The 21,012-nt window shown below is 35.1% G+C and carries 23 protein-coding genes; 10 read left to right on the top strand and 13 right to left on the bottom strand.

Translation table 11 applies throughout. From position 1 onward, the window contains the following. Positions 1-263: 263 nt before the first annotated feature. The 3 genes from A8L32_RS21005 (at position 264) to A8L32_RS20995 (ending at position 3,820) form a co-directional block, all read left to right on the top strand. Complete coding sequence (locus A8L32_RS21005) at positions 264-1,622, top strand: peptidylprolyl isomerase (protein ID WP_066633096.1); 1,359 nt, start codon at positions 264-266, stop codon at positions 1,620-1,622. A 36-nt stretch (positions 1,623-1,658) separates the two neighbouring features. Further along, complete coding sequence (locus A8L32_RS21000; RefSeq protein ID WP_066633093.1) at positions 1,659-2,063, top strand: hypothetical protein; 405 nt, start codon at positions 1,659-1,661, stop codon at positions 2,061-2,063. A gap of 260 nt (positions 2,064-2,323) precedes the next feature. Then, positions 2,324-3,820 (top strand): OstA-like protein, encoded by a 1,497-nt coding sequence (locus A8L32_RS20995; protein ID WP_233145514.1) that lies wholly within the window; start codon positions 2,324-2,326, stop codon positions 3,818-3,820. Between the two features lie 121 nt (positions 3,821-3,941). Here A8L32_RS20995 and tpiA read toward each other — a convergent pair whose 3' ends face one another. The 5 genes from tpiA to A8L32_RS20970 all read right to left on the bottom strand — a co-directional run bounded on the left by tpiA (position 3,942) and on the right by A8L32_RS20970 (position 8,818). Then, positions 3,942-4,697 carry a triose-phosphate isomerase gene (gene tpiA / locus A8L32_RS20990; protein ID WP_066633087.1) on the bottom strand — a complete coding sequence of 252 codons (756 nt, stop codon included), beginning with the start codon at positions 4,695-4,697 and terminating at the stop codon, positions 3,942-3,944. Positions 4,698-4,730: 33 nt separating this feature from the next. Next, entirely contained in the window at positions 4,731-5,957 is a 1,227-nt protein-coding gene (locus A8L32_RS20985) for a BT_3928 family protein (RefSeq protein WP_066633085.1), read from the bottom strand. A 3-nt stretch (positions 5,958-5,960) separates the two neighbouring features. Further along, positions 5,961-6,524, bottom strand: a complete 564-nt coding sequence (locus A8L32_RS20980) for a DUF1599 domain-containing protein (RefSeq protein ID WP_066633083.1) — start codon at positions 6,522-6,524, stop codon at positions 5,961-5,963. A gap of 254 nt (positions 6,525-6,778) precedes the next feature. Beyond that, positions 6,779-7,372, bottom strand: coding sequence for a hypothetical protein (locus A8L32_RS20975; RefSeq protein WP_066633081.1), 594 nt, complete (start codon positions 7,370-7,372; stop codon positions 6,779-6,781). A 225-nt stretch (positions 7,373-7,597) separates the two neighbouring features. Further along, a complete protein-coding gene (locus tag A8L32_RS20970) occupies positions 7,598-8,818 on the bottom strand; it encodes an ammonium transporter (RefSeq protein WP_198931828.1) in 1,221 nt (406 codons plus the stop codon). Between the two features lie 368 nt (positions 8,819-9,186). Here A8L32_RS20970 and A8L32_RS20965 point away from each other — a divergent pair, with 368 nt between their 5' ends. The 5 genes from A8L32_RS20965 (at position 9,187) to A8L32_RS20945 (ending at position 13,346) form a co-directional block, all read left to right on the top strand. Continuing rightward, on the top strand, positions 9,187-9,639 hold the full coding sequence (locus A8L32_RS20965; RefSeq protein ID WP_066633075.1) for a C-GCAxxG-C-C family protein: 453 nt from the start codon (positions 9,187-9,189) through the stop codon (positions 9,637-9,639). An 87-nt stretch (positions 9,640-9,726) separates the two neighbouring features. Next, positions 9,727-10,956 carry a tryptophan synthase subunit beta gene (gene trpB, locus A8L32_RS20960; protein ID WP_066633072.1) on the top strand — a complete coding sequence of 410 codons (1,230 nt, stop codon included), beginning with the start codon at positions 9,727-9,729 and terminating at the stop codon, positions 10,954-10,956. A gap of 206 nt (positions 10,957-11,162) precedes the next feature. Beyond that, positions 11,163-11,708 (top strand): glutathione peroxidase, encoded by a 546-nt coding sequence (locus A8L32_RS20955; RefSeq protein WP_066633170.1) that lies wholly within the window; start codon positions 11,163-11,165, stop codon positions 11,706-11,708. A 148-nt stretch (positions 11,709-11,856) separates the two neighbouring features. Next, positions 11,857-12,894, top strand: coding sequence for a threonine aldolase family protein (locus tag A8L32_RS20950; protein WP_066633070.1), 1,038 nt, complete (start codon positions 11,857-11,859; stop codon positions 12,892-12,894). Between the two features lie 44 nt (positions 12,895-12,938). Then, the gene (locus tag A8L32_RS20945; protein ID WP_066633068.1) at positions 12,939-13,346 is read left to right on the top strand and encodes an acyl-CoA thioesterase; all 408 of its coding nucleotides are present in this window, start codon (positions 12,939-12,941) and stop codon (positions 13,344-13,346) included. A gap of 46 nt (positions 13,347-13,392) precedes the next feature. Here A8L32_RS20945 and A8L32_RS20940 read toward each other — a convergent pair whose 3' ends face one another. Next, positions 13,393-13,689, bottom strand: a complete 297-nt coding sequence (locus tag A8L32_RS20940) for a putative quinol monooxygenase (RefSeq protein WP_066633066.1) — start codon at positions 13,687-13,689, stop codon at positions 13,393-13,395. 219 nt (positions 13,690-13,908) lie between these two features. Between A8L32_RS20940 and A8L32_RS20935 the strand changes: the two genes are divergently transcribed. Beyond that, positions 13,909-14,763 carry an AraC family transcriptional regulator gene (locus A8L32_RS20935; RefSeq protein WP_066633063.1) on the top strand — a complete coding sequence of 285 codons (855 nt, stop codon included), beginning with the start codon at positions 13,909-13,911 and terminating at the stop codon, positions 14,761-14,763. Between the two features lie 31 nt (positions 14,764-14,794). Then, entirely contained in the window at positions 14,795-15,226 is a 432-nt protein-coding gene (locus A8L32_RS20930) for a MarR family winged helix-turn-helix transcriptional regulator (protein WP_066633061.1), read from the top strand. A 15-nt stretch (positions 15,227-15,241) separates the two neighbouring features. Here A8L32_RS20930 and A8L32_RS20925 read toward each other — a convergent pair whose 3' ends face one another. From A8L32_RS20925 to A8L32_RS20895, 7 genes are all read right to left on the bottom strand, one after another. Continuing rightward, complete coding sequence (locus tag A8L32_RS20925) at positions 15,242-16,051, bottom strand: glycine betaine ABC transporter substrate-binding protein (protein WP_066633058.1); 810 nt, start codon at positions 16,049-16,051, stop codon at positions 15,242-15,244. A gap of 56 nt (positions 16,052-16,107) precedes the next feature. Continuing rightward, entirely contained in the window at positions 16,108-16,905 is a 798-nt protein-coding gene (locus tag A8L32_RS20920) for an SDR family NAD(P)-dependent oxidoreductase (protein WP_066633056.1), read from the bottom strand. An 8-nt stretch (positions 16,906-16,913) separates the two neighbouring features. Continuing rightward, the gene (locus A8L32_RS20915) at positions 16,914-17,366 is read right to left on the bottom strand and encodes a hypothetical protein (protein ID WP_066633053.1); all 453 of its coding nucleotides are present in this window, start codon (positions 17,364-17,366) and stop codon (positions 16,914-16,916) included. A gap of 234 nt (positions 17,367-17,600) precedes the next feature. Beyond that, complete coding sequence (locus tag A8L32_RS20910; protein ID WP_066633051.1) at positions 17,601-18,266, bottom strand: NAD(P)H-dependent oxidoreductase; 666 nt, start codon at positions 18,264-18,266, stop codon at positions 17,601-17,603. Between the two features lie 180 nt (positions 18,267-18,446). After that, complete coding sequence (locus tag A8L32_RS20905; protein WP_066633048.1) at positions 18,447-19,319, bottom strand: B12-binding domain-containing radical SAM protein; 873 nt, start codon at positions 19,317-19,319, stop codon at positions 18,447-18,449. Positions 19,320-19,530: 211 nt separating this feature from the next. Then, positions 19,531-19,998 carry a hypothetical protein gene (locus tag A8L32_RS20900; protein WP_066633046.1) on the bottom strand — a complete coding sequence of 156 codons (468 nt, stop codon included), beginning with the start codon at positions 19,996-19,998 and terminating at the stop codon, positions 19,531-19,533. 63 nt (positions 19,999-20,061) lie between these two features. Next, entirely contained in the window at positions 20,062-20,934 is an 873-nt protein-coding gene (locus A8L32_RS20895; RefSeq protein WP_066633044.1) for a hypothetical protein, read from the bottom strand. Between the last annotated feature and the right edge of the window lie 78 nt (positions 20,935-21,012).

Here is a 21,012-nt window from a genome sequence, read left to right as displayed (position 1 = left end):
AAATACATGAGCGTTACTTTTCTTGTTTTTAGTTGCAAAATTTGGTTGCAAATAGATAATATAGTTCAGCCACACTTTAAGTTAATTTTAACTATCTTTTTAATTAAAAAATTACATATTTGCATTCGTTATAAAACAAACAAAAATCAAATTTGCAACTAAATTTGCAACCAAACAGCAAATTCAAAACAATATAACATTCATTTACAACACATTATATTATTTTAAATTAAATTCTATTAATTTTGCGAAAAAAAGAAATAATGCACAAAACATCCACTTTATTTATTGCCATCATATCCACCATATTATTTAGTACTCCCCTACTAAGTCAAAAAAATATTATTGATGAAGTTATTGCCGTGGTGGGTGATAATGCCATCTTAAAATCCGATGTTGAATATCAGTACCAACAAGCAGTAATGCAAGGTGTTTCGGCAAAGGGTAACTTAAAATGTAAGTTATTTGAACAACAACTTATCCAAAAGTTAATGCTTAACCAGGCTGTTTTGGATAGTGTTGAGGTGAATGAAAACAATGTTATCAACGAGGTTGATAGAAGGATGAATGAATTTATAAATCGTGCTGGTGGTCGTGAAAAACTAGAAGAGTGGTTTAATAAATCGGTATTGCAAATTAAAAAGGAACAAATGCAGACCGTTCGTGACCAGATGCTAACGGAGAGTATGCAACAATCCATCACTGCCGACATAGAACCAACGCCTTCGCAAGTTCGTGCATATTACAGAAAAACATCTCCAGATAGTTTGCCAATGGTTCCTGTGCAGTACCAAATTCAAAAAATTGCAGTATATCCAGAAATTGAGCAAAAAGAAATTGACCGTATAAAGTCGCGCTTAAGAGACTTCCAAAAACAAGTGGCTGACGGAAGAGACTTTGCCACATTGGCCGTTTTATATTCTGAAGATCCAGGTAGTGCTACCAGTGGTGGAGATTTAGGATGGAGTACACGTGGTACTTTTGTTCCTGAGTTTGCCAACGTAGCCTTTAACATGCAAGAAAAAAATAAGGTTTCAAAAATTGTTGAGACTGAGTTTGGTTACCATATTATTCAATTAATCGACCGCAAAGGTGAGCGTATTAATGTACGTCACATTCTTTTAAAACCTAAGGTTTCTGCAGCAGCATATCAAAAAGCAGTGGAGCGTTTAGATTCGGTTTCTACTTTGATTAAAGATGAAGAGTTAAGTTTTGAAGAAGCTGCGTTATACTTTTCTATGGATACAGATACACGTAACAACGGTGGTTTAATGGTTAACATGCGTACGCAATCCTCAAATTTTGAGCTTTCTGCCATTCAAGAACCACAATTAGCTAAAGAGCTACAAAAACTAAAAGTAGATGAAATTTCGAAACCTTTTAGCATAAAAGATGACAAAGGTAAAGATGTGTATGTGATCATAAAACAGAAACAAAAAATTGAGCCACACCGCGCTAACCTAAAGGATGACTACCAATTGGTACAAAACATTATGACGGACAGAAGACGTCAGGATGCGATTGATGATTGGATAAGAGAAAAGCAATTAGATACTTATATCACCATCCATGATGGATGGAAAGATTGTGAATTTGACTTTAAAAATTGGATTAAGCATTAATTTTTACTAATTTACCCAGAATTAAATGCTTGGAGAATGCAAATTACTGGGGAAAGCAAAATAGTTTTAATTATAATTTCAATGATTTTATGTGCTTCTTGTGCAAGAGAGGCCTATAATATATCGTATAAAGGGGTAATTGTGGACGAAGAGACCAATTGCCCCTTAGCTTTTTCAGAAGTACAGTCTTTCTGCCTGTTCCAGCAAAACATTGACGAATCAGGAACCCAAAAAATCAATACAAAAACAAATACGGAAGGAGAATTTTTATTGAAATTTAATAAAGGTTATAAAATTAGTTTAGCGATTGAAGCTGAGGACTACATCAATCAGTTTATCCAGTTTAAACCACAACCTAACCACGCTCCTGATACTATTTACCTGAAAAGGAAACTTATCTACCATTCTTCTACAGAAACACCAACTACAGATTTACCATAATACTTTCATATTTTAGTCAGCACGTTTGATTTTTTGTTTTGGCTCGATAATTGAATCTAAACAAGCTAAACACCTGCCAAGAAAAGCTTAAAGTAAGTCCAGTTTATTTTCGTTATTTGGGTTTTACTCTTATTTTTGCGGCGTAAATTTTCATTCATTACCTTAAGCAAATGCGTTTACAGAAAAGCTTTTACACTATACTTTTAATATCCTTCTTTCTTATTTCAATAAATACTATTGCGCAAAAAAAGAAACCGCGCATGGTTGAAGTAAACAATGCGGATAACTTTATTGGAGATGAAGAACTTTATGGCAAAGACATTGAAGTGTTAATTGGGAATGTAAAGTTTACCCATGGCACAGCCGTTATGTATTGCGATACAGCCTATCGTTACAAGTTAGAAAACAAAATGAAAGCCAAAGGCAATATTCACATTATTCAAAATGATTCTCTGCACTTATACGGCAAACGATTAAACTACAACGGAAACACTGGTATAGCTGAAGTTAGAGACGATGTTAAACTCATCAACAAAGATGTAGTATTAACAACTGATTACCTAGATTACGATAGGTTCAATAACTTTGCCTACTATTTCAATTTCGGAAAAATAGTTAATAAAGAGAATGTACTTACCAGCAAAAAAGGATATTATTATCCAGATACTGACCAAGTACATTACAAAGACAGCGTAGTGGGAGTTAACCCGAAATACACGATCTATTCGGATACTTTAATTTATCACACCGTAACTAAAGTATCTAAAATAGAAGGACCTACTTTTATCATCAGCGACAGCAATACTATATATGCAGAAGCCGGTTATTACGATATGATGCACGATTTGGCCTTGCTAAAAGAAAACGCCTATGTGGATGGCGAGCAGCTTTTAAAAGGAGATACCATATATTACGATCGCGGCAGTGGAATTGGTGAGATATTTAATAGCATGGAACTTCATGACACCACTAATAATGTTATTATTAAAGGTGATTATGGTTTTTATAACGAAATAACCAAAGATGCACTTGCTACTAAAAACGCTGAGCTATTGCAGATGTATAATAACGACACCTTGTTTTTACATGCAGATACGCTACAAGCGGTACCCTTAGAAGATGGCGAAGAAAAACTGATTAAAGCATATAGAAAGGTAAAATACTTTAGAACAGATATGCAAGGACGTTGCGACTCGATGGTATTTGACTCCAGAGACACCACCAACACTTTCTATTACGACCCTATCATGTGGTCTATGGGTAATCAGCTAACAGCGGATATTATTAAAATGTATACCAAAGATGAAGTAATGGATAAAGTGGATTTAATAGATCGCTCCTTTATCATCTCTGAGGAAGATTCTTGTCGCTATAACCAGGTAAAAGGTAAACTGATGACAGGTTATATCCGTAATAACGAGATTTATAAAATAGATGTAAATGGCAACGCTCAATCGGTTTATTTTCCGATGGATAGAAAGAATGTGATTGGCGTAAACAGAGCAGAATGCAGCAACATGACCCTTTATTTGCGTCAAAGGGCGGTAGAACAAATTACGATGCGCGTATCTCCTAACGGTAACATGAACCCTCCTTTTTTAGTACCTGACGAAAACCTTAGGTTAGATGGTTTTTATTGGTTAGAAGAATTTAGACCCAAAACCAAAGCTGAAATTTTTATTTGGGAAGAGTTACCCGAAATAGATCGTGGCGAAGACTTATCGGAATACGATTTGGATGAATCTTTTAATGAGTAGGCCTATACAGACTAAAGAAATATAGATGGAAAATTCGTAGTATTCAAACGCATAATTTAAAGCATAAAAAAATGGCCTACTCAACAGAATAGGCCATTTTATTTATCTTAAATATCGATGCTTAAAAAGCAGCAATAATTCCGTAAAAGTCTTCAGCTTTTAAAGAAGCACCACCAATTAAACCACCATCCACATCTGGGTTAGCGAATAATTCTTTAGCGTTTCCAGGCTTACAACTACCACCATAAAGGATAGAAGTGTTATCAGCAACCTCAGCGCTGTATTTGTCAGCAATTACCGAACGAATGTAAGCGTGAATCTCTTGAGCTTGCTCAGGAGAAGCAACTTTTCCAGTTCCGATAGCCCATACTGGTTCGTAAGCGATAACGATTTTAGCAAATTCGTCAGCAGAAAGGTGAAATAAAGCCTCTTCAATCTGACTTTTAACAACCTCATTTTGCTTTTCAGCTTCTCTTTCTTCTAATACCTCACCAATACAAAAAATTGGCGTTAAACCGTTTGCTAAAGCTAAATCAGTTTTAACTTTTAAAGTAGCATTAGTTTCACCATAATACTCTCTTCTTTCAGAGTGACCTAGAATTACATGTCCAGCTCCTGTAGACTTCACCATAGCAGCAGAAATCTCTCCTGTATAAGCTCCAGATTCTTGATCTGCACAGTTTTGAGCAGCAACACCAATTTTTCCAGCGTCAACAGCCTTTACTACTTCAGTAATGTGCGTAGAAGGCACACCAACAACAACACCACAGTTGATTGTTTTAGAAGCTAAAATCTCGTTTAATTCAGTGGCTAATTTTACACCTTCTTGAAGTGTTGTGTTCAATTTCCAGTTACCGGCAACAATGTTTTGTCTCATCGTAAAAAATGTTTGTTATTGAAATTATTTTGACTATTTATTTTTTCTCATTAAAACTATAACCACCAATAGGCTAGTAAGTACAGCAAGCCAAACAAACATTTTATTTTGCTTTTGCTCGTGCTCTCCTAAACTATACCTTACGGGATTTTTAAATTCAGCTACTTGCGGAATATCATTATGATGCCACTTCCCTACTACGTTGCCTTTTTGCAAAAGCACTAAACCCGGGTTGGAACGTATAATGGTTTTTAGCATGGTTTCATCAGCATTCAAATACTCAAAACCACCATCTCCCTCAAATTCAAACTTAGTAATATCGTCATCCGCCGAAGCGGTTAAAAAATACGTTTTTACACCTTGCTCGTAAATCGCATCTTTTAAAGCTTTAATCTGCTCCTGTTTTCCTTCGCTCCAGGTTCCTTTTTTAATTTGAGAAGAAACGACTAATAGAATAGGATTATCGTTATTAATAATATTTTGTGTTTGATCTACACCCTCAGCATCCATCAATACAAAATCATGAATTGGGGGTTCGTAACCTTTTTTCAACACTTTGGTTTTACTACTTACAAATACCCAAGTGGAATCAGTATAAGGGTAGTTTTCGGCAGTAAATGTTTTTTGTTCTCCGCCTTTTTCCATTAAAAAGGTAGTTTCGTACTCAGGTTGTTCTGCATCTTCAGGAATAATCATTCCCTCATGTATATTACTTCCCACCTTATAAGGACGAAAATCGAGAACTGGTAAATGCTTTAAACTATACTGTGATACGCCAATAATTCCTAGAGTAAAAAAAGCAGTGATAAGCACTTTATTAACTGCAGAAACTTCTTCATTAAAATTCTTTCTATTTAAATACAGCCATACTGTAGGTAAACAGATGATTACATTTTTAATAAAAGTTTGCCAATTGCTTATTTTTAAAGCATCGCCAAAACATCCGCAATCGGTTACAGGTTCTGCAATAGCAATATAAAGCGTTAATGGTGTAAACACAGCCATAAAGACCAACGTAAAAAACGACGCTGTTTTAATGCGAATACCCAATAATAAATGCAAACCAGTTAAAAACTCTAAAGCAATAATAGCTATAGACGCAATCATAGCCATACTCGAAAGCCCTTCCAGATGAAAAGCACTTAGGTAGTCGGTTATTTTTATTGCATAACCCATTGGATCTACAGCCTTTACAAATCCTGCAAAAATAAATGTAGCTCCAACTAAAATTCTGCTAATTAAAAATAAAACTCTTGTCATTATTTATTCTTTGGGAGTCTCCGTGTCAGGAAAGTCTAACTGTATCATTGCAAAAATGGCATAATTAATCATATCAAGGTAGTTGGCATCAATACCTTCCGATATGATAGTTTGCCCTTCGTTATCTTCAATTTGTTTGGTACGATGAAGTTTCATTAATATCAAATCCGTGAAAGAACTAATACGCATGCTTCTCCAAGCCTCATCATAATCATGATTCTTATTCAACATTAAGTTCTTCGCTTTGTATATATTATCTATATACATTTTTAAAGCTTCATCATTATCCATTTCTGGTTGATCAGATGGTCCTTTTTCAAGTTGGATAATGGCCATTGCGGCGTAATTGATTATTCCTATAAACTCTGAGCGAACACCTTCATCTACCTTAGTTACTCCCTTGGTTTCGATGCTTCGAATACGCTGCGCTTTAATAAAAATTTGATCGGTCATGGAAGAGGGACGAAGAATTCGCCAAGCTGTGCCGTAATCCTTCATCTTCTTTACAAAAATATCTTTGCAGACGTTAATTACATGCTCAAACTGTTGGTCTGTTTTTTGCGACATAATCGGTTTTAATATTGAGCCGTAAAAGTATCAAAAAAACATATAATTATAGCATTTTTATTGGGTGAGTTGAAAAAAAAATATCCTTTTCAAAATGTAGCTACTTGTTGGCAATTCCCCTTTCAATTTACAAAGAAATATGTTTGAATAATTCAACGATAATCAACATGATCATAAACACATACACAAAGCAGCGCCTTGCTTCTGACGAAACAAGGCGCTGTTTAATATATCATTATTATATCTATTTGTTTTTAATCATTATCCGATTCTGAGGATTGAATAGCATTAACTTGCAACACAATTTTAGTAAGGAGAATCGAAATGACTCCGAAACCAATACTATAATAACCTATCATTTCTAAAAAAACAGGATTTATACCTTTCACCAAACTAAAGATAAAAGTCATTAACATCAGCGACAAAATAGCTTCTATAATATAAATAGGCCAGAATTTAATTTTTGCACGAATAAGAGCAAAAGATTCCATCAAATTAAGTACAACGTTAAAACCTACACTTACCATTACCGCAACAATACCTGCAAATCGTGCTCGTTCTATCGTAAAAGCACCTGATTCATAAAAGAAAAAAGCGCGAATTAATACCACCAGTATAAAAACATGAATGATAAACACACCTAATAAAGTTCCTTTTAACTTCGTTTTTTTCATGATAGTAGTTTCTCCTAAAGAAAGCACTACTATAAAACCAATTAACAAAGCCATTATCAATAGCAAAGGTTGAAAAGAGTCGGGCTTTTGAATAATAGCAAAGAGTCCTAAAGCAATATAAGAAATTCCTCGCACTGCCGAGATCCATGGTCGCTGAAAACTAAATGATTCCATAAAGTGTTATTTTGTTTGATTAATATAAATCTAAAAAAGCATATTTTATATATGCAAATTATAAAAAATAGCTGATTATTCGGTATTTCATTTTTAAAACTAACTCAATACTTATTTATCTGTCATATTCACCCAGGTTTAATACCGGCATTTTTAGCTATAAAAAAAACGCTCTTAAGCATAAATAATGCCAAGAGCGTTTTTGTTCAATATTTCTTTGTACAATTAGTAACTATCTCGTGCAATCTCTCCGTGCATAGCTTCATCTAATCCCATTTCTTCTTCTTCAGCACTTACTTTTACTGGCGTTATTTTATTAATAACCACTAACATTACCCATGTAAAACCAAAGGCGTAAACCGAGGAAACCAATATGGCAACTAACTCTTTAACTAAAAAGGAAGCATTACCATAAAATAAACCGTCAGCCCCATTGGCATTTACTGCTTTAGTGGCGAATAGTCCTAGCATAATGGTTCCTAATACACCACCAACACCATGAACTCCCCATACATCTAAAGCATCATCCCATTTAAGACGTTCTTTAAGTTGTACTGCAAAGTAGCATCCAGCACCAGCAACTACACCTATTAACACAGCAGTATTTATGGTAACATAGCCTGCAGCTGGAGTTATAGTAGCTAAACCTGCTATAGATCCGGTTAAAAGTCCAATGAAACTAGGTTTCTTTTTATCGGTTTTAACCCACTCAATAATTAACCAGGTAACAGCTGCAACGGATGCGGCAATATCTGTATTTAAGAAAGCTAATGCAGTAATTCCATTTACAGCTAGTTCTGAACCAGCATTAAAACCATACCATCCAAACCAAAGAAATCCTGTACCTACAGCCACCAAAGGAATACTGTTTGGTTTAGAATCTACATTACGACGCTTTCCAACATACAACACTGAGGCTAGTGCGGCGGCACCTGCTGTGGCATGCACAACAATCCCTCCTGCAAAATCTAAAACTCCCCAATGGGCCAAAATTCCACCACCCCAAATCATATGTACAAACGGGTAGTAAACAAAAATCTGCCAAAAAATAAGAAATAGTAGGTACGCTTTAAAAGTTACCCTATTGGCAAAAGCTCCAGTAATCAATGCTGGTGTAATAATGGCAAACATCATCTGATAGGATACAAATACCAATTCAGGAAATTTTTTGTCTGCAGAATAAAGTGAATCAAGGCCTACACCATTTAAAAAGGCTTTATCTAAATTCCCAATAATAGCGTTCTCTCCTCCGCTAAAACATAAAGAATAACCAAAAGCCCACCATAAAATGGTAGTGATTCCAAGTGACACAAAGCTTTGTATCATTACTCCAAGGATGTTTCTTTTACAGGCCAAGCCCCCATAAAAAAATGCCAATCCTGGAGTCATGAGCATAACCAAGCTAGTGGCCAGCATCATAAATGTTGTTGTTCCAGTATCAAACATGATAATAAATAAAATTTGCGTTAATTTTTCTCAATATGCGCCGCAAAAGTATACATTTAAAAACGTCACCCCTCATGCCAATGGGGTATGTGCATTTTAAAAGCATTAAAAAATACAACAGGCGTAGTTTCTATAAGGTGTATATGAATAGATTACGACTAAATAGAGAAACATGACATTGGTCATAAAAAATACTAATTTAGAAAGATTACAAGTTAGCTACTTTCATCATAATCATTCCTGTAACACAGTAATCAAGTTTGGATATTCATTACTTTTAAGCTCCAATTTTGTAAACAATAGCTAGTGATTAGCATGGTAAATCGAATCAATGACTAATAACTAACGAACCAGTAACATTTATAATTATGACTTTAAAAGACAAACTTAAACTAGCTCAGGATAAATTCAGCAACAACTGCAATTGTGCGCAATCTGCTTTGATAGGACTTGCTTCGGATAAATTAGATGTAAATGCTTTAGAAATGATGTCCTCCGCTTTTGGAGGGGGCATAGCACAGCAAGGAAAAACATGTGGTGCAATTACTGGTGCATTAATGGCATTGGGCGTTTATGAAGGATATACGGAGGCGCAAACTGCTAACAAACCAGCCATGTACAATAAAGCACAAGCCTTTTTAAAGGAGTTTGAAAGGCAAAATGGTTCTTCGCAATGCTGCGATTTATTAGGATATGACATGAGCATACCGGAAGAAAAAGCGAAAGCTGTGGAATCGGGATTATTTAATAGCTTATGCCCTAAGTTGGTTATGTCGGCAGTAGAAATCATGGATGAGATTATCCATTCCAAGCCCGAGTAGATTGTAATCGCTTTTTTTGCTTTGTCGATTTAATCTTTTATTATTGTGTTCACCTTATAATTAATACCAATTTGAATAAATAAGTATATGGAAAAAGTTGATAAAGCATTATTGGATGCTTCTGTAATGCCTGATAAAAATGGCTTTTTTGGCGAATATGGTGGACGTTTTGTTCCTCCAATGCTAGAGCCATTAATGCAGGAAATAACAGATGCCTACCAAAAAATTAAAGACGATCCTGTTTTTAAGGAGGAGTTATTATACTTACAAAAACACTACACTGGTCGTCCTTCTCCCCTATTCTACGCCAAGAATCTTACCAACAAACTGGGAGGAGCAAAAATTTATCTTAAAAGAGAAGACCTTAACCATACTGGTGCACACAAAATAAACCATTGTTTAGGAGAAGCCCTTTTGGCCAAGAAAATGGGCAAAAAGAAATTAATTGCAGAAACGGGTGCAGGACAGCATGGCGTAGCGTTAGCAACTGCTGCAGCACTAGTGGGCTTGGAGTGCGATATTTACATGGGCGAAGTAGATATTAAAAAGGAACATCCTAATGTTGTTAGAATGGGAATTTTAGGCGCCAAAGTTATACCTGCAACACACGGTTTAAAAACATTAAAAGAGGCTGTTGACGCTGCTTTTGAGGCTTACCTAAAAGACCCAGTCAACCAACTATACGCCATAGGTTCTGTTGTTGGTCCACATCCATTTCCTATGATGGTGCGCGACTTTCAATCTATTGTAGGAGTTGAAGCCAAAGAGCAAATATTAGAAGCCGAAGGTAAAGCTCCTGATAATGTAGTAGCATGCGTAGGTGGAGGTTCTAATGCCATTGGTATTTTCTCTGCATTTTTGGATGATGAATCGGTGAAAATTCATGGAATAGAGCCAGCAGGAACTAGTTTTAAAACCGGAGAGCATGCCGCCACCTTAAGTCTTGGCAAGCCCGGTATGATACACGGCTTTAAATGTTATTTATTACAGGATGAAAATGGAGAACCCGCTCCTGTAAATACCGTTGCTAGTGGTTTAGACTACCCAGGTGTTGGACCGCAACATAGTTATTTAAAAGACATTAAGCGCGTAAATTATGATAGCATTACAGATAAAGAGGCGATTGATGCTTTCTTTGAATTATCGCGCTACGAAGGAATTATTCCTGCATTGGAAAGTGCCCATGCTGTGGCCTATGCCATAAAAATAGCAGCTGACCTTCCAAAGGATCAAACCATTGTGGTTAATTTATCTGGAAGAGGAGATAAAGATATTGATTACGTAGTAGAGAAATACGGAAACGATTATGGCTTGTAGTGCATTACTTCCTACAATTTTAAAATCCGATGCTTTTTGTATCGGATTTTTTTTGCTCCTACTCGTCCAGTTCTGATAATAAGTATGGTACAGTGCGCGAGTTACACTTGCCCGTAGAACCAAGTTATTTTGTATCAAATCCTTTCGTACTCTTTAAACAAAATACATATCAATGAGGTTATATGTTTGAATTAAAATTATCCAATATGAAAACATATAAAAGTTTAACATTAATAGTCATGCTTATTGTTAGTGCGATGACACTGCATGCACAACAATCATTTCACGATTTTACAGTTAAAACTCTTGAAGGTGAAGAATTTGCTTTATCTCAGCTTAAAGGGAAAAAAGTACTGGTTGTCAACACCGCTTCTAAATGTGGATTAACAGGTCAGTACGAACAATTGGAAGCTATCTATAAAAAATACGGTGGAGATGATTTTGTAATTGTAGGTTTTCCTGCCAACAATTTTATGAAACAAGAGCCAGGTAATGCGAAAGAAATTAGAGAATTCTGTACACTAAACTATGGGGTTACTTTTCCTATGATGGCTAAAATTTCTGTAAAAGGTGATGATATGGCACCTATTTACCAATGGCTTACACAAAAAGAAAAAAACGGTGTAGAAGACAGTAATGTAAAATGGAATTTTCAGAAATATTTAATTGATGAATCGGGTAAACTAGTTAAAGTAGTATCACCCAAAACAAAACCTGATAGCGAAGAAATTATTAATTGGATTGAAGGCTAAAAATAGTTGAAACTTAAAAGTGTAAAGTTGAAAATATAACCTTTATGCGGATAGAATATTAATAACATGTATTAAAAGTCGAAACCATGCGTTTCGGCTTTTTTTGTTTCAATATTTCTTTGCAAATTCGGACTTTAAATTTTACAATATGTCACAAATTAGAGGTTTTGCCAGCGATAATAACTCAGGTGTTCATCCTGAAATACTTGAAGCCATGGCTAATGTAAATAAGGGTCATGCAGTAGGTTATGGTGACGATGAAGTTACCCAACGAACCATACTTAAGTTTAAGGAAATATTTGGCGAAGCTACCGATGTTTATTTTGCTTATAATGGAACCGGAGCCAATGTTATTGCTATTCAGGCTTTGGCCAGCCCCTATCATGCGGTTATTTGCCCAGAAACGGCACATATCAATGTAGATGAATGTGGAGCTCCAGAAAAACATTCGGGTTGTAAGTTGCTGCCTGTTAAAACTGAAGATGGCAAATTAAGCGTTGAAGGTATCAAAACCTACATGCACGGTATTGGTTTTGAACATCACTCGCAACCAAAAATAATAAGCATTACACAAGCTACCGAATTAGGAACCTTGTATAGTATTGATGAAATAAAGGAAATTGCTGATTATGCGCACAATAATGATATGTATTTACACATGGATGGTGCGCGTATTTCTAATGCCGTTGCAGCTTTAGGGTGTTCATTTAAAGAGATGACTGTTGATGCTGGTGTAGATGTACTTTCGTTTGGAGGTACAAAAAATGGTTTGATGTATGGCGAGGCTGTGATCTTTTTTGGTAAAAATACAGAAGCGGTAAAATACATCCGCAAACAAACCGCTCAGCTGCATTCTAAAATGCGATATACGGCCGCACAGTTTGAAGCCTTATTAAGCAATGATTTATGGAAGCGAAACGCCGCTCATGCCAATACCATGGCTAAAAAGCTAGCCGATAAATTAAAGGATATTCCGCAAGTTAAAATCACTCAAAAAGTAGAGAGCAATGGTGTTTTTGCTATTGTTCCATCTCAAATAATCGAACCTTTGCAACAAGAATTCTTTTTTTATATGTGGGATCCTGAAAAGTCAGAAGTACGTTGGATGACTTCCTTTGATACACAGGAAGAAGATATCAATACTTTTGTACAGCTCATTAAAGAAAAGCTCTCCGTATTAGTTTAAGTAAAGGGCACTTTCGAAAAGTTATAATCCTCAAAACAAAAATCATGGAAACAATATACGATTACGAATTAGAATTTAAAGTTAGAGATTACGAATGTGATTTACAGGGGGTAGTCAATAACTCGGTATACCAAAATTATTTGGAGCATACACGCCATGAATTTTTAGATACTATAGGTCTAAATTTTACCGAATTATTTGAAAAAGGTATTATGGCCGTAGTGGCTAGAGCCGATATGCAATACAAATATCCGCTAAGAAGTAATGATAAATTCGTGGTTAAACTAAGGTGCGAACACAAGGGCGTAAAATATATGTTTTATCAAGATATATATCGCTTGCCGGATGAAAAACTTTGTTTAAAAGGCGTAATTACTTCTACAACTTTAATCAATGGCCGACTAGGTATTTGCCAAGAAATAGTAGATGCCCTAGCTGCTCAGAAAAAATAAAACAACAAACCTCTCAGTCTAATCATAAACTGAGAGGTTTTAACAATTACTCAATATTTGTCATTTCATGAACAATAAACTCCTCCACTGCACCTTCAGTTGCTTTCAAATAATCGGCTAAATGCTGATTACCCATATGCTTTTGCCATAATTCTTTGTTTTTCCAATTCTCGTAAAAAAGAAAAAAGTTAGGATTTTCATTGTCCTGATGTAAATCATAATTGATACACCCTTCTTCAACCCTAGTTACATCAATTAATTTAAGTAACTCCGTTTTTACTAAATCTCTTTTTTCGTCTTTTGCTAATATTCTAGCTACGATTGTTAATTTTTGGTTTTCCATGATTTTTATCCTTAATGGTTTATTGCTGTATAATACCAATTGTATTATGAAATTGGTATAACAAAGATAAACAAGCTCATGCAGTCAAAATTGTACATATAAAGGTTAGAATTGTACTAATACAAGTAATAAACAATACGTATTCAACATTAACAAACAGTTAACTCATTTAAAGATGAATAATACCTATATTTGCACATACAAACCAATATTAATACCATGATTACAGAATCCGTTCATAAAGTATTTGAAATACATGTAGAGGAATTAACTAGTTGGGGTAAGCGACCACACAAGCATAACTTCTTTGAAATTGTATATGTAGAAGAAGGGTCAGGTTTGCAGTGTATTAACCAGCATGAATTTGAGTATCAAGCTGGCAACATATTTCTATTGCCTCCTTTAGATTGTCACTCCTTTAAGATTAAGGAAACTTCTCGTTTTTATTTTATCCGTTTTACCGATAATTATTTTATTACCGATGATGGACTAACTAACTATAATGCTTGGTTTGATAGAATTGCATACATATTAGCCAATTACAATAAAGTTCCTGGAGATATTATTTCAACCGATAGAGAAAGGCAATTTATTATTCATAACATCAAATCCATTTATCAAGAATATTTGGCTTCTGATAGTTATTCAAATGCCATCATTAATGGATCAATCTTTTCTATTTTAAATATTTTGGCTCGTAGCATTGAAAAACGTTATGTAGAACAAGCCAACGAAATAGATAATCGCTTTGGTGAGATACTAAGGTATATTAACACTCATATTTTTGAAGGAGATAATCTTCGTATTCCTGCTTTAGCAGATAAATTTAGCATCTCTAAATCATACTTTTCTGAATATTTTAAAAAACAAGCAGGTGTAAGTTTGGCAGATTATATTATAAAATCGAAATTAAAAATAGTTGAAACTAAAATATTACACACCGATCTAAGCTTAAAAGAAATTGCCTTCCAGCTTAATTTCACAGACAGCAGTCATCTATCCCGTTCGTTTAAAAAGGCATATGGCATGACGGTTAAAGAATTTAAAAAAAGCGGACAGGTTTGCTGTTCTTAAACCAGTGACTATTCACTGTTAACTAAAAATCATGAGTACTTGTAACAGTTCAAACGTAGAGAGTTGCTTATATTTTACGGCAAATTCTTTAACTCGATATTTAAATAAATTGGCAGATGAGGCCTTTAAAATGACAGGAATACCACCTGCATATGCTTATGTTATGTTGGTAATATTGGATGATCCTGGATTAAACCAACACAAAATAGGTAAACGAATGAACCTAGAAGCATCTACCGTAACTCGCTTTATAGAAAAGCTATTAAAAATGGGTTTAATTGAAAGAAAAAAAGAAGGTCGAGTGGTTAGCGTTTTCCCCACAGAAAAAGGGTTTGAGTTTAAAGCGATTATTGAACAGTCATTAAATATTTTACACGATTTATACACCGATAAACTGGGAGATGAAATGGCTAAAAAACTATCTATTTCTATTCATAGCGCAAATGAGCTTTTAGGTAAATAAGTGTTCTACTCTTAGCTAATTCCTATTCCCTAAAATTCCTTCTGCTTGCAAAAACTCTTCACAGAGTTCATCTAACGGGTCATTATAACGGCTCACTCTTTCATCCAGTTTTTCAATAATATCTACCGAAAAGCTCAATCTATCAAGCTGTTCTATTTGGTCTGTTGTAAATAGATCCCTTTTATCTTCTCTTAATAACAAAACCGCAATATCATTGGAGCTGATGATTTTTTTAGGGTCACGTAATTCTCTAATAGGATATTTTAAACGTAAAAAATTAGGCTTCCAGAGCGGAACAACCACCCATTGCTGTTGCTCCACAGCCTGTTCAAAAGCGCCATAACAACACTCCTCTGTTCCTGTATAAAACCGATAACCATTAGAATGAAGTCCGTAGCTATCCATCATTTTTACGGATGATTGGCTGATCCCAGCTCCAGGACAAATACCCTGAATAGCTAGCTTCATTTTTCTAATCACGTGTGGCTTCTTTAAATCATCAATTTCAGCCACCTCATTTGAAGAAATATAATTGGGCACACCCCAAAAAGCTTGTGGTTGATAATGATTACCTAGCTCCAGCAATGGCACCTCCTTCTCCACTTCAGATTTAATCTGACCATCACTAAAAGGAAGCCATGCTGAGGTTATCATATCTACCTCCCCGCTTTTAAGTTTGTCAAAAGCATCTTTATGCGGAGTAAATATTCTATTCACTTCAAAACCCATATGCCGCAACATATGGGTGTGTATAGAACCCATAATTCTATGAAACGATAAATCGATGACTCCAATAGTTAAGACCTTTTTACAATGTTCATTCATTGAGATTTCTTTCTTCACTAGCAAACCACCATTGGTTTACTATTTCTCCTAGGCTTTTAATCAGTAACAATTTCTTCTGTCACCTTTATTAAGCGTTCTATTTTAGCTTCATTATAAGCATCTTGCTGAGCCAAACCAAAATTACCTTGGTCGTTATCAAAATACTTTCCTGTAATACCCTTAAAATTTTCGTGCACTGCTAATTCGTATAAAATATTAGCTCCCTTATCGGCTGGTGACCAAAATTGACCGTAAGCCTCTTTGGCCATATTTGTATTTAAAAGAGAACCAGGATTTACCGCAATAACACTTGTTTCAGGCACTTTTTGTGCTAAATAGAAACTCCACATGGTAAGCGCTAATTTACTTTGTGCATATGCCTCTCCTACCGAAATACTTTCTTCTCCTTTTAAAGCATCCATAGAAACAGGAGATTGAGCAGCTGAACTTAAGTTTACAATTCGCGCTTCATTTCCTTTTTTCAAACTTGGCAAAATACCTTTGGTAAGCACGTAAGGCGCTAAGTAGTTCACCACTAAACGAGAATCTAATCCCTGCTCATTTGTTCCTGGTCCTTTAAAAACACCAGCATTATTAATTAATACATCAATTTTAGCAAGCTCTCCATTAACTTTGCCCGCCATTTCTTTTACAGATTCTAAATCCGAGAAATCGGCCACATAACCTTTGATTGAATCATTTCCTGTTTCCTCAGAAATCTCAGCTACTACTGCATTCAACTTCTCTGCATTTCGCCCGTGCAAAATCACTTCATGTCCATCTTTTGCCAGAAAAACAGCAGTTAATTTTCCTATACCATCGGTACTCCCCGTTATTAATATTGTTTTTTTCATCTCTTCTATTATTTTACAATTTCAATTTCCGTAAAACCTAGATAGTACATTACAGAGCGCACTAATATAATGGTAGTCAGTTTTTCAAGCGAATACTTTATACCTAGCATATGCTCTGGTTCTCCATTTGAGCAATCTATGTATTTATCAAAAGCTAACTCCACATCATCGCGTTCTACCACCTTTGTTTCTTGCACATCCAATACCTCAGCTAGCAAATAATTATCAGTACTTAAAAGCTCATTATTACTTTTCAGTTCCTTATGGTCGGTTAATTCGTATTCGATATAGTTTAATGCTTTTTCAAGCTCACCATTATCTGGATAATGATTGGTAAAGAAATTCTTTACGATATAAGCTTCTCCACATTCTATGATGGATTCTTTGCTGGTATCAGAATCAATAAAGACTAGGTGGTTTTCATCAATCTTTAATTTTTTACGTTGCTTTTGGCTTTCCATAATATTTTAATTTTATGCAGGTTATTATTATTTCAACAATACAAATTTACTCAATTGTTTATATGAATAGATGTAAGGCAATAGTAATAAATAGTATAAAAAAAGGTTGTACATACAAGTAATGGTATATTTATTATTCGAAATTCTGAATTGTATTTTTACCCCATAAAAACAAAAAACCTGACCAGCAATACTGCCAATCAGGTTCCAAACTATAATAACCAAAATAAAATCTTATTTCACCCACTCTACCACTTCTTCCATAGAAAAACGAGATTGTGGAAATGGTGAATCCTCTTTTCTATAACCAAACGCTACCATAGCTGCAACGCCCAATTTAGTAGTATCTACACCAGCTTCTGTTAAGATATTCTCAACCTTCGCTCTATCAAAGCCTTCAATAGGGCAAGAATCGATACCAATTTGTGCAGCTGCAGTCATCATATTAGCAAATGGTAAATACACCTGTTTACAAGCCCAATCAAAAATTTTACGCTCGTTGGTGAGGTCAAACTCATTTTCCATAAACCCTTTGAAGAACTTCAGTTTCATTTCTTCAATGTCAGAAGGTAGCTTATCTACTTGTTGCGACTTATATTTTAAATAATCTGAACCCACCTTCATCTCATCGCCTTTACGAGCCATTAGAATTACAAAATGACTTGCCGAAGCTAATTGCTTTTGAGCACCCCAACTTGGTTCTGCTAATTTTTCGCGTAACTCAGTATTCTGAACCACTACAAATTTCCATGGTTCCCATCCAAAGGAACTTGGAGAGCGTCGACCCACTTCAAGAATGAACTCAAAATCATCATCTGATATTTTTTGCTCTGGCTCAAACTCTTTAATTGCTCTGCGATATGCATGAGCTTTTAAAATTTCTTCTTTTCTAGCTTTCATTATTTTAGTTTTAAATCAACAATATTCAAGTATTCATTTTCTCTTAAGCTGCAGAGAGGCTTTTCACTTTTTAATCAACCAAAAAAGGAAGTAAAAACAATTTCAGAACATCAACTTAACTCCCTATCCAATTATTAGATAGGGAGCTCGTTGATTGAGGTAAATTGATATACTTGTTACTTACCACGAAAATGTTTCGTGCACACTTTCTTTATTGATATCCGGATTTTTAATGGCGTTTTCTACCATGCCTAAAAACTGTTTTTTGTACTTGCGAAAATCTCCTTTTAAGGAAACTACATTATTGCCATGGTCGCCCCAATAAAAAGTATCAAAATCCATGTTTTCTAATAGGTACTTTTCCTCTTCTAACATTTGCAGTCTTGTAGCCTGCACAAACTTGCCACTTTTTACTTGTTCTTCTAGCTCAGTACCTGGCTGAACGGCCAAGGCCATGGGGGCAATTTCTTCTGGCTTAAGTATATTTAACAGCTTAGTTGTTTCTTCTATGTGTTCCTTAGAACGATCTCTGCCACCTAAACCAAAAACAAAAGATGCCAACACCTTAATACCTGCTTCTTTTGCTTTTTCAGCCCCTTCAATGGCTTGTTCTGGAGTCATGCTTTTTTTCACTTCCTCCAAAATCTGCCTATCTCCCGACTCTAAACCAACGTATGCCATTGTTAATCCTGCTTCTTTAAGCAATTTTAAATCCTCCACAGATTTACGTCTAAAATCATTGTATTGACTGTAAAGGGAAATCTTATTGCACTCCGGGAAAGTGGCTTTTATCTTCTGTAATACTTTAAGTATTAAGTCGGTTTTAATAGCCATTACATTACCATCAATTAAAAAGAAAGACTCAATGTGCGAATACATTCTTCGCGCTTCCTCAATATCTTGATAAATATCCTCCACCTTTCTAATGCCAAATTTCTTTTCTCTAAACATATCGCAAAAGGTGCACTTGTTATGGCTACATCCGTATGTGGTTTGTATTAAAAAGCTACTTGCCTCTGGCCATGGTCTATATATTTTACCTTCATACTCCATTGTTATTTCTCCTTTACTTTTTCTTGCTAATTATTTACTGTACAAAACTAACGCAACAAAAAGAGAGAAACATTGTAAGAAAAATGCCAAGAATTGTATTAAAAAAGGTTGTACGTACAAGTATCCCAAAGCTAATTCCAATATATACCAACAAAAAAAAGCTTGCGATACAATACCGCAAGCTCCATTATTATTTAGATTTATCAATCTCTTACTCTACCACTTCAAAAGCTTTAGATTCAACATAACCAGTAACCGTATGAGTAGACTGGCCTATACCAACTTTGCATACACCTGCAAATGAAATTTTACTGCCAGAAACACGTGTAAAAGAACCCGAGGTTGTTGTATAAACCTGTCCTCCATGAATAAATACAACTCCAGGGTCGCCAACAGTTCCAAAAACAACATCATTGCCAATTACTCGAGGAAACTGGTTAACCGAAATAGTTATTTTATCATCTGCTATAGTAACTGTATTCACGTACTCCTGCTTATTATCTTGAACTATACCTACCAAAGGAGTTGTACCTTGGTGTAAAAGTGCATCATCAAGTACCACATTAAAAGTTCCCGTATAATCATCCTTTTTAGGTTTATTCGTATCATCTTTTCCACAAGATGTGATCAATAGAGACATTAGCATAATTGCGGTTGATACTTTAAATAAATTTTTCATTTGTTTTTTTGGTTTTCGTTAAATTATTTGTGCCTTGTTTAATTATATTCCTTTAAACTTTTACTATTTACCCGTTTTTAATTTGAGCATTTGTTGCATCATGTTATAGGTAGCCTTTAATTCTTCATCGCTTAATTTAGCTGCTTCAGGGTCGCTACTTTTTACCATTTTCTTATATTCTTCGTAGCTCATTTTACTGAGCTTTTCCATATCCGCTGCACTCCAATCCTCCTCATCATCCATCTCTCCCATATCTTCAAACATTCCTTGCCCCATAGCTGTAGTAGGCGATTGTTTAATCGGATAGTTTGGTAACTGAAAATGATCCTCAGAAACTGAAATATTAAACTCGGCAGATTGAGCTACAGTTGAGGTAGTAATTCCCATTAGGGTTAGTTCAGCTTTTAACATCACACCATGATAAATCCATTGCTTACCACCTGCAATACTCCAAACCTCACAGTCATATCCTAAAAACTTCTCTGTTCCTATTTTTTGTCCGCCCATGCTTATTAGCATTTGCTCCCCAATCTCACTTGCGTTGGCATTCGCATCTGAAGATTCCATCATCTCTAAAGCCAAATCTTTGTTCACATAAATAGCTTCTACATCAAAATCAACTGTATACGATTTTCCCTTATCCAGTTTGACCAAAGTATGTTGCGAAGTTTTTTCTTCACTCTTTTGCCCAAACATTTTAGTTACGGTGCTTTCTGTAGATTTGCTTTCTTTTAACTCTGTAATACCCCAATCTTTAAAATACAATGCTTCGGTTCCGTTACCATTGGTGGTCGTTCCCATAATTTTACCATTAGTAGAGCTGGTATAAATTACTTTACCAGATTTAACCTCATATCGTTTAATCTGGCTCTTCGTATGCGTAATTCCTAAAAAAAGGAATATTGCAGTAGTTAGGATGATACTTAGCTTGTTCATTTTTAATCTTTTTATTGTGATTTGATTTGTCTTATTATTTAATGTGAAATTACTGTATAAAATACTTACAGAAGGAGA

Source organism: Labilibacter marinus, from assembly GCF_001659685.2.
Taxonomy (GTDB): domain Bacteria; phylum Bacteroidota; class Bacteroidia; order Bacteroidales; family Marinilabiliaceae; genus Saccharicrinis; species Saccharicrinis marinus.
The sequence above is the reverse complement of the archived record's forward strand: the minus strand, read 5'-3'. Positions and strand labels throughout refer to the sequence as shown.

Excerpts from the sequence above, each read along its gene's own strand:
- tpiA (WP_066633087.1), bottom strand. The coding sequence starts at position 4,697 with ATGAGACAAAACATTGTTGCCGGTAACTGGAAATTGAACACAACACTT.
- A8L32_RS20915 (WP_066633053.1), bottom strand. The coding sequence starts at position 17,366 with ATGGAAAGCCAAAAGCAACGTAAAAAATTAAAGATTGATGAAAACCAC.
- A8L32_RS20995 (WP_233145514.1), top strand. The coding sequence starts at position 2,324 with ATGGTTGAAGTAAACAATGCGGATAACTTTATTGGAGATGAAGAACTT.
- A8L32_RS20970 (WP_198931828.1), bottom strand. The coding sequence starts at position 8,818 with ATGTTTGATACTGGAACAACAACATTTATGATGCTGGCCACTAGCTTG.
- A8L32_RS20920 (WP_066633056.1), bottom strand. The coding sequence starts at position 16,905 with ATGAAAAAAACAATATTAATAACGGGGAGTACCGATGGTATAGGAAAA.
- trpB (WP_066633072.1), top strand. The coding sequence starts at position 9,727 with ATGGAAAAAGTTGATAAAGCATTATTGGATGCTTCTGTAATGCCTGAT.
- A8L32_RS21000 (WP_066633093.1), top strand. The coding sequence starts at position 1,659 with ATGCAAATTACTGGGGAAAGCAAAATAGTTTTAATTATAATTTCAATG.
- A8L32_RS21005 (WP_066633096.1), top strand. The coding sequence starts at position 264 with ATGCACAAAACATCCACTTTATTTATTGCCATCATATCCACCATATTA.
- A8L32_RS20910 (WP_066633051.1), bottom strand. The coding sequence starts at position 18,266 with ATGAAAGCTAGAAAAGAAGAAATTTTAAAAGCTCATGCATATCGCAGA.
- A8L32_RS20895 (WP_066633044.1), bottom strand. The coding sequence starts at position 20,934 with ATGAACAAGCTAAGTATCATCCTAACTACTGCAATATTCCTTTTTTTA.
- A8L32_RS20935 (WP_066633063.1), top strand. The coding sequence starts at position 13,909 with ATGATTACAGAATCCGTTCATAAAGTATTTGAAATACATGTAGAGGAA.
- A8L32_RS20945 (WP_066633068.1), top strand. The coding sequence starts at position 12,939 with ATGGAAACAATATACGATTACGAATTAGAATTTAAAGTTAGAGATTAC.
- A8L32_RS20980 (WP_066633083.1), bottom strand. The coding sequence starts at position 6,524 with ATGTCGCAAAAAACAGACCAACAGTTTGAGCATGTAATTAACGTCTGC.
- A8L32_RS20925 (WP_066633058.1), bottom strand. The coding sequence starts at position 16,051 with ATGAATGAACATTGTAAAAAGGTCTTAACTATTGGAGTCATCGATTTA.
- A8L32_RS20985 (WP_066633085.1), bottom strand. The coding sequence starts at position 5,957 with ATGACAAGAGTTTTATTTTTAATTAGCAGAATTTTAGTTGGAGCTACA.
- A8L32_RS20975 (WP_066633081.1), bottom strand. The coding sequence starts at position 7,372 with ATGGAATCATTTAGTTTTCAGCGACCATGGATCTCGGCAGTGCGAGGA.
- A8L32_RS20930 (WP_066633061.1), top strand. The coding sequence starts at position 14,795 with ATGAGTACTTGTAACAGTTCAAACGTAGAGAGTTGCTTATATTTTACG.
- A8L32_RS20950 (WP_066633070.1), top strand. The coding sequence starts at position 11,857 with ATGTCACAAATTAGAGGTTTTGCCAGCGATAATAACTCAGGTGTTCAT.
- A8L32_RS20955 (WP_066633170.1), top strand. The coding sequence starts at position 11,163 with ATGAAAACATATAAAAGTTTAACATTAATAGTCATGCTTATTGTTAGT.
- A8L32_RS20965 (WP_066633075.1), top strand. The coding sequence starts at position 9,187 with ATGACTTTAAAAGACAAACTTAAACTAGCTCAGGATAAATTCAGCAAC.
- A8L32_RS20940 (WP_066633066.1), bottom strand. The coding sequence starts at position 13,689 with ATGGAAAACCAAAAATTAACAATCGTAGCTAGAATATTAGCAAAAGAC.
- A8L32_RS20900 (WP_066633046.1), bottom strand. The coding sequence starts at position 19,998 with ATGAAAAATTTATTTAAAGTATCAACCGCAATTATGCTAATGTCTCTA.
- A8L32_RS20905 (WP_066633048.1), bottom strand. The coding sequence starts at position 19,319 with ATGGAGTATGAAGGTAAAATATATAGACCATGGCCAGAGGCAAGTAGC.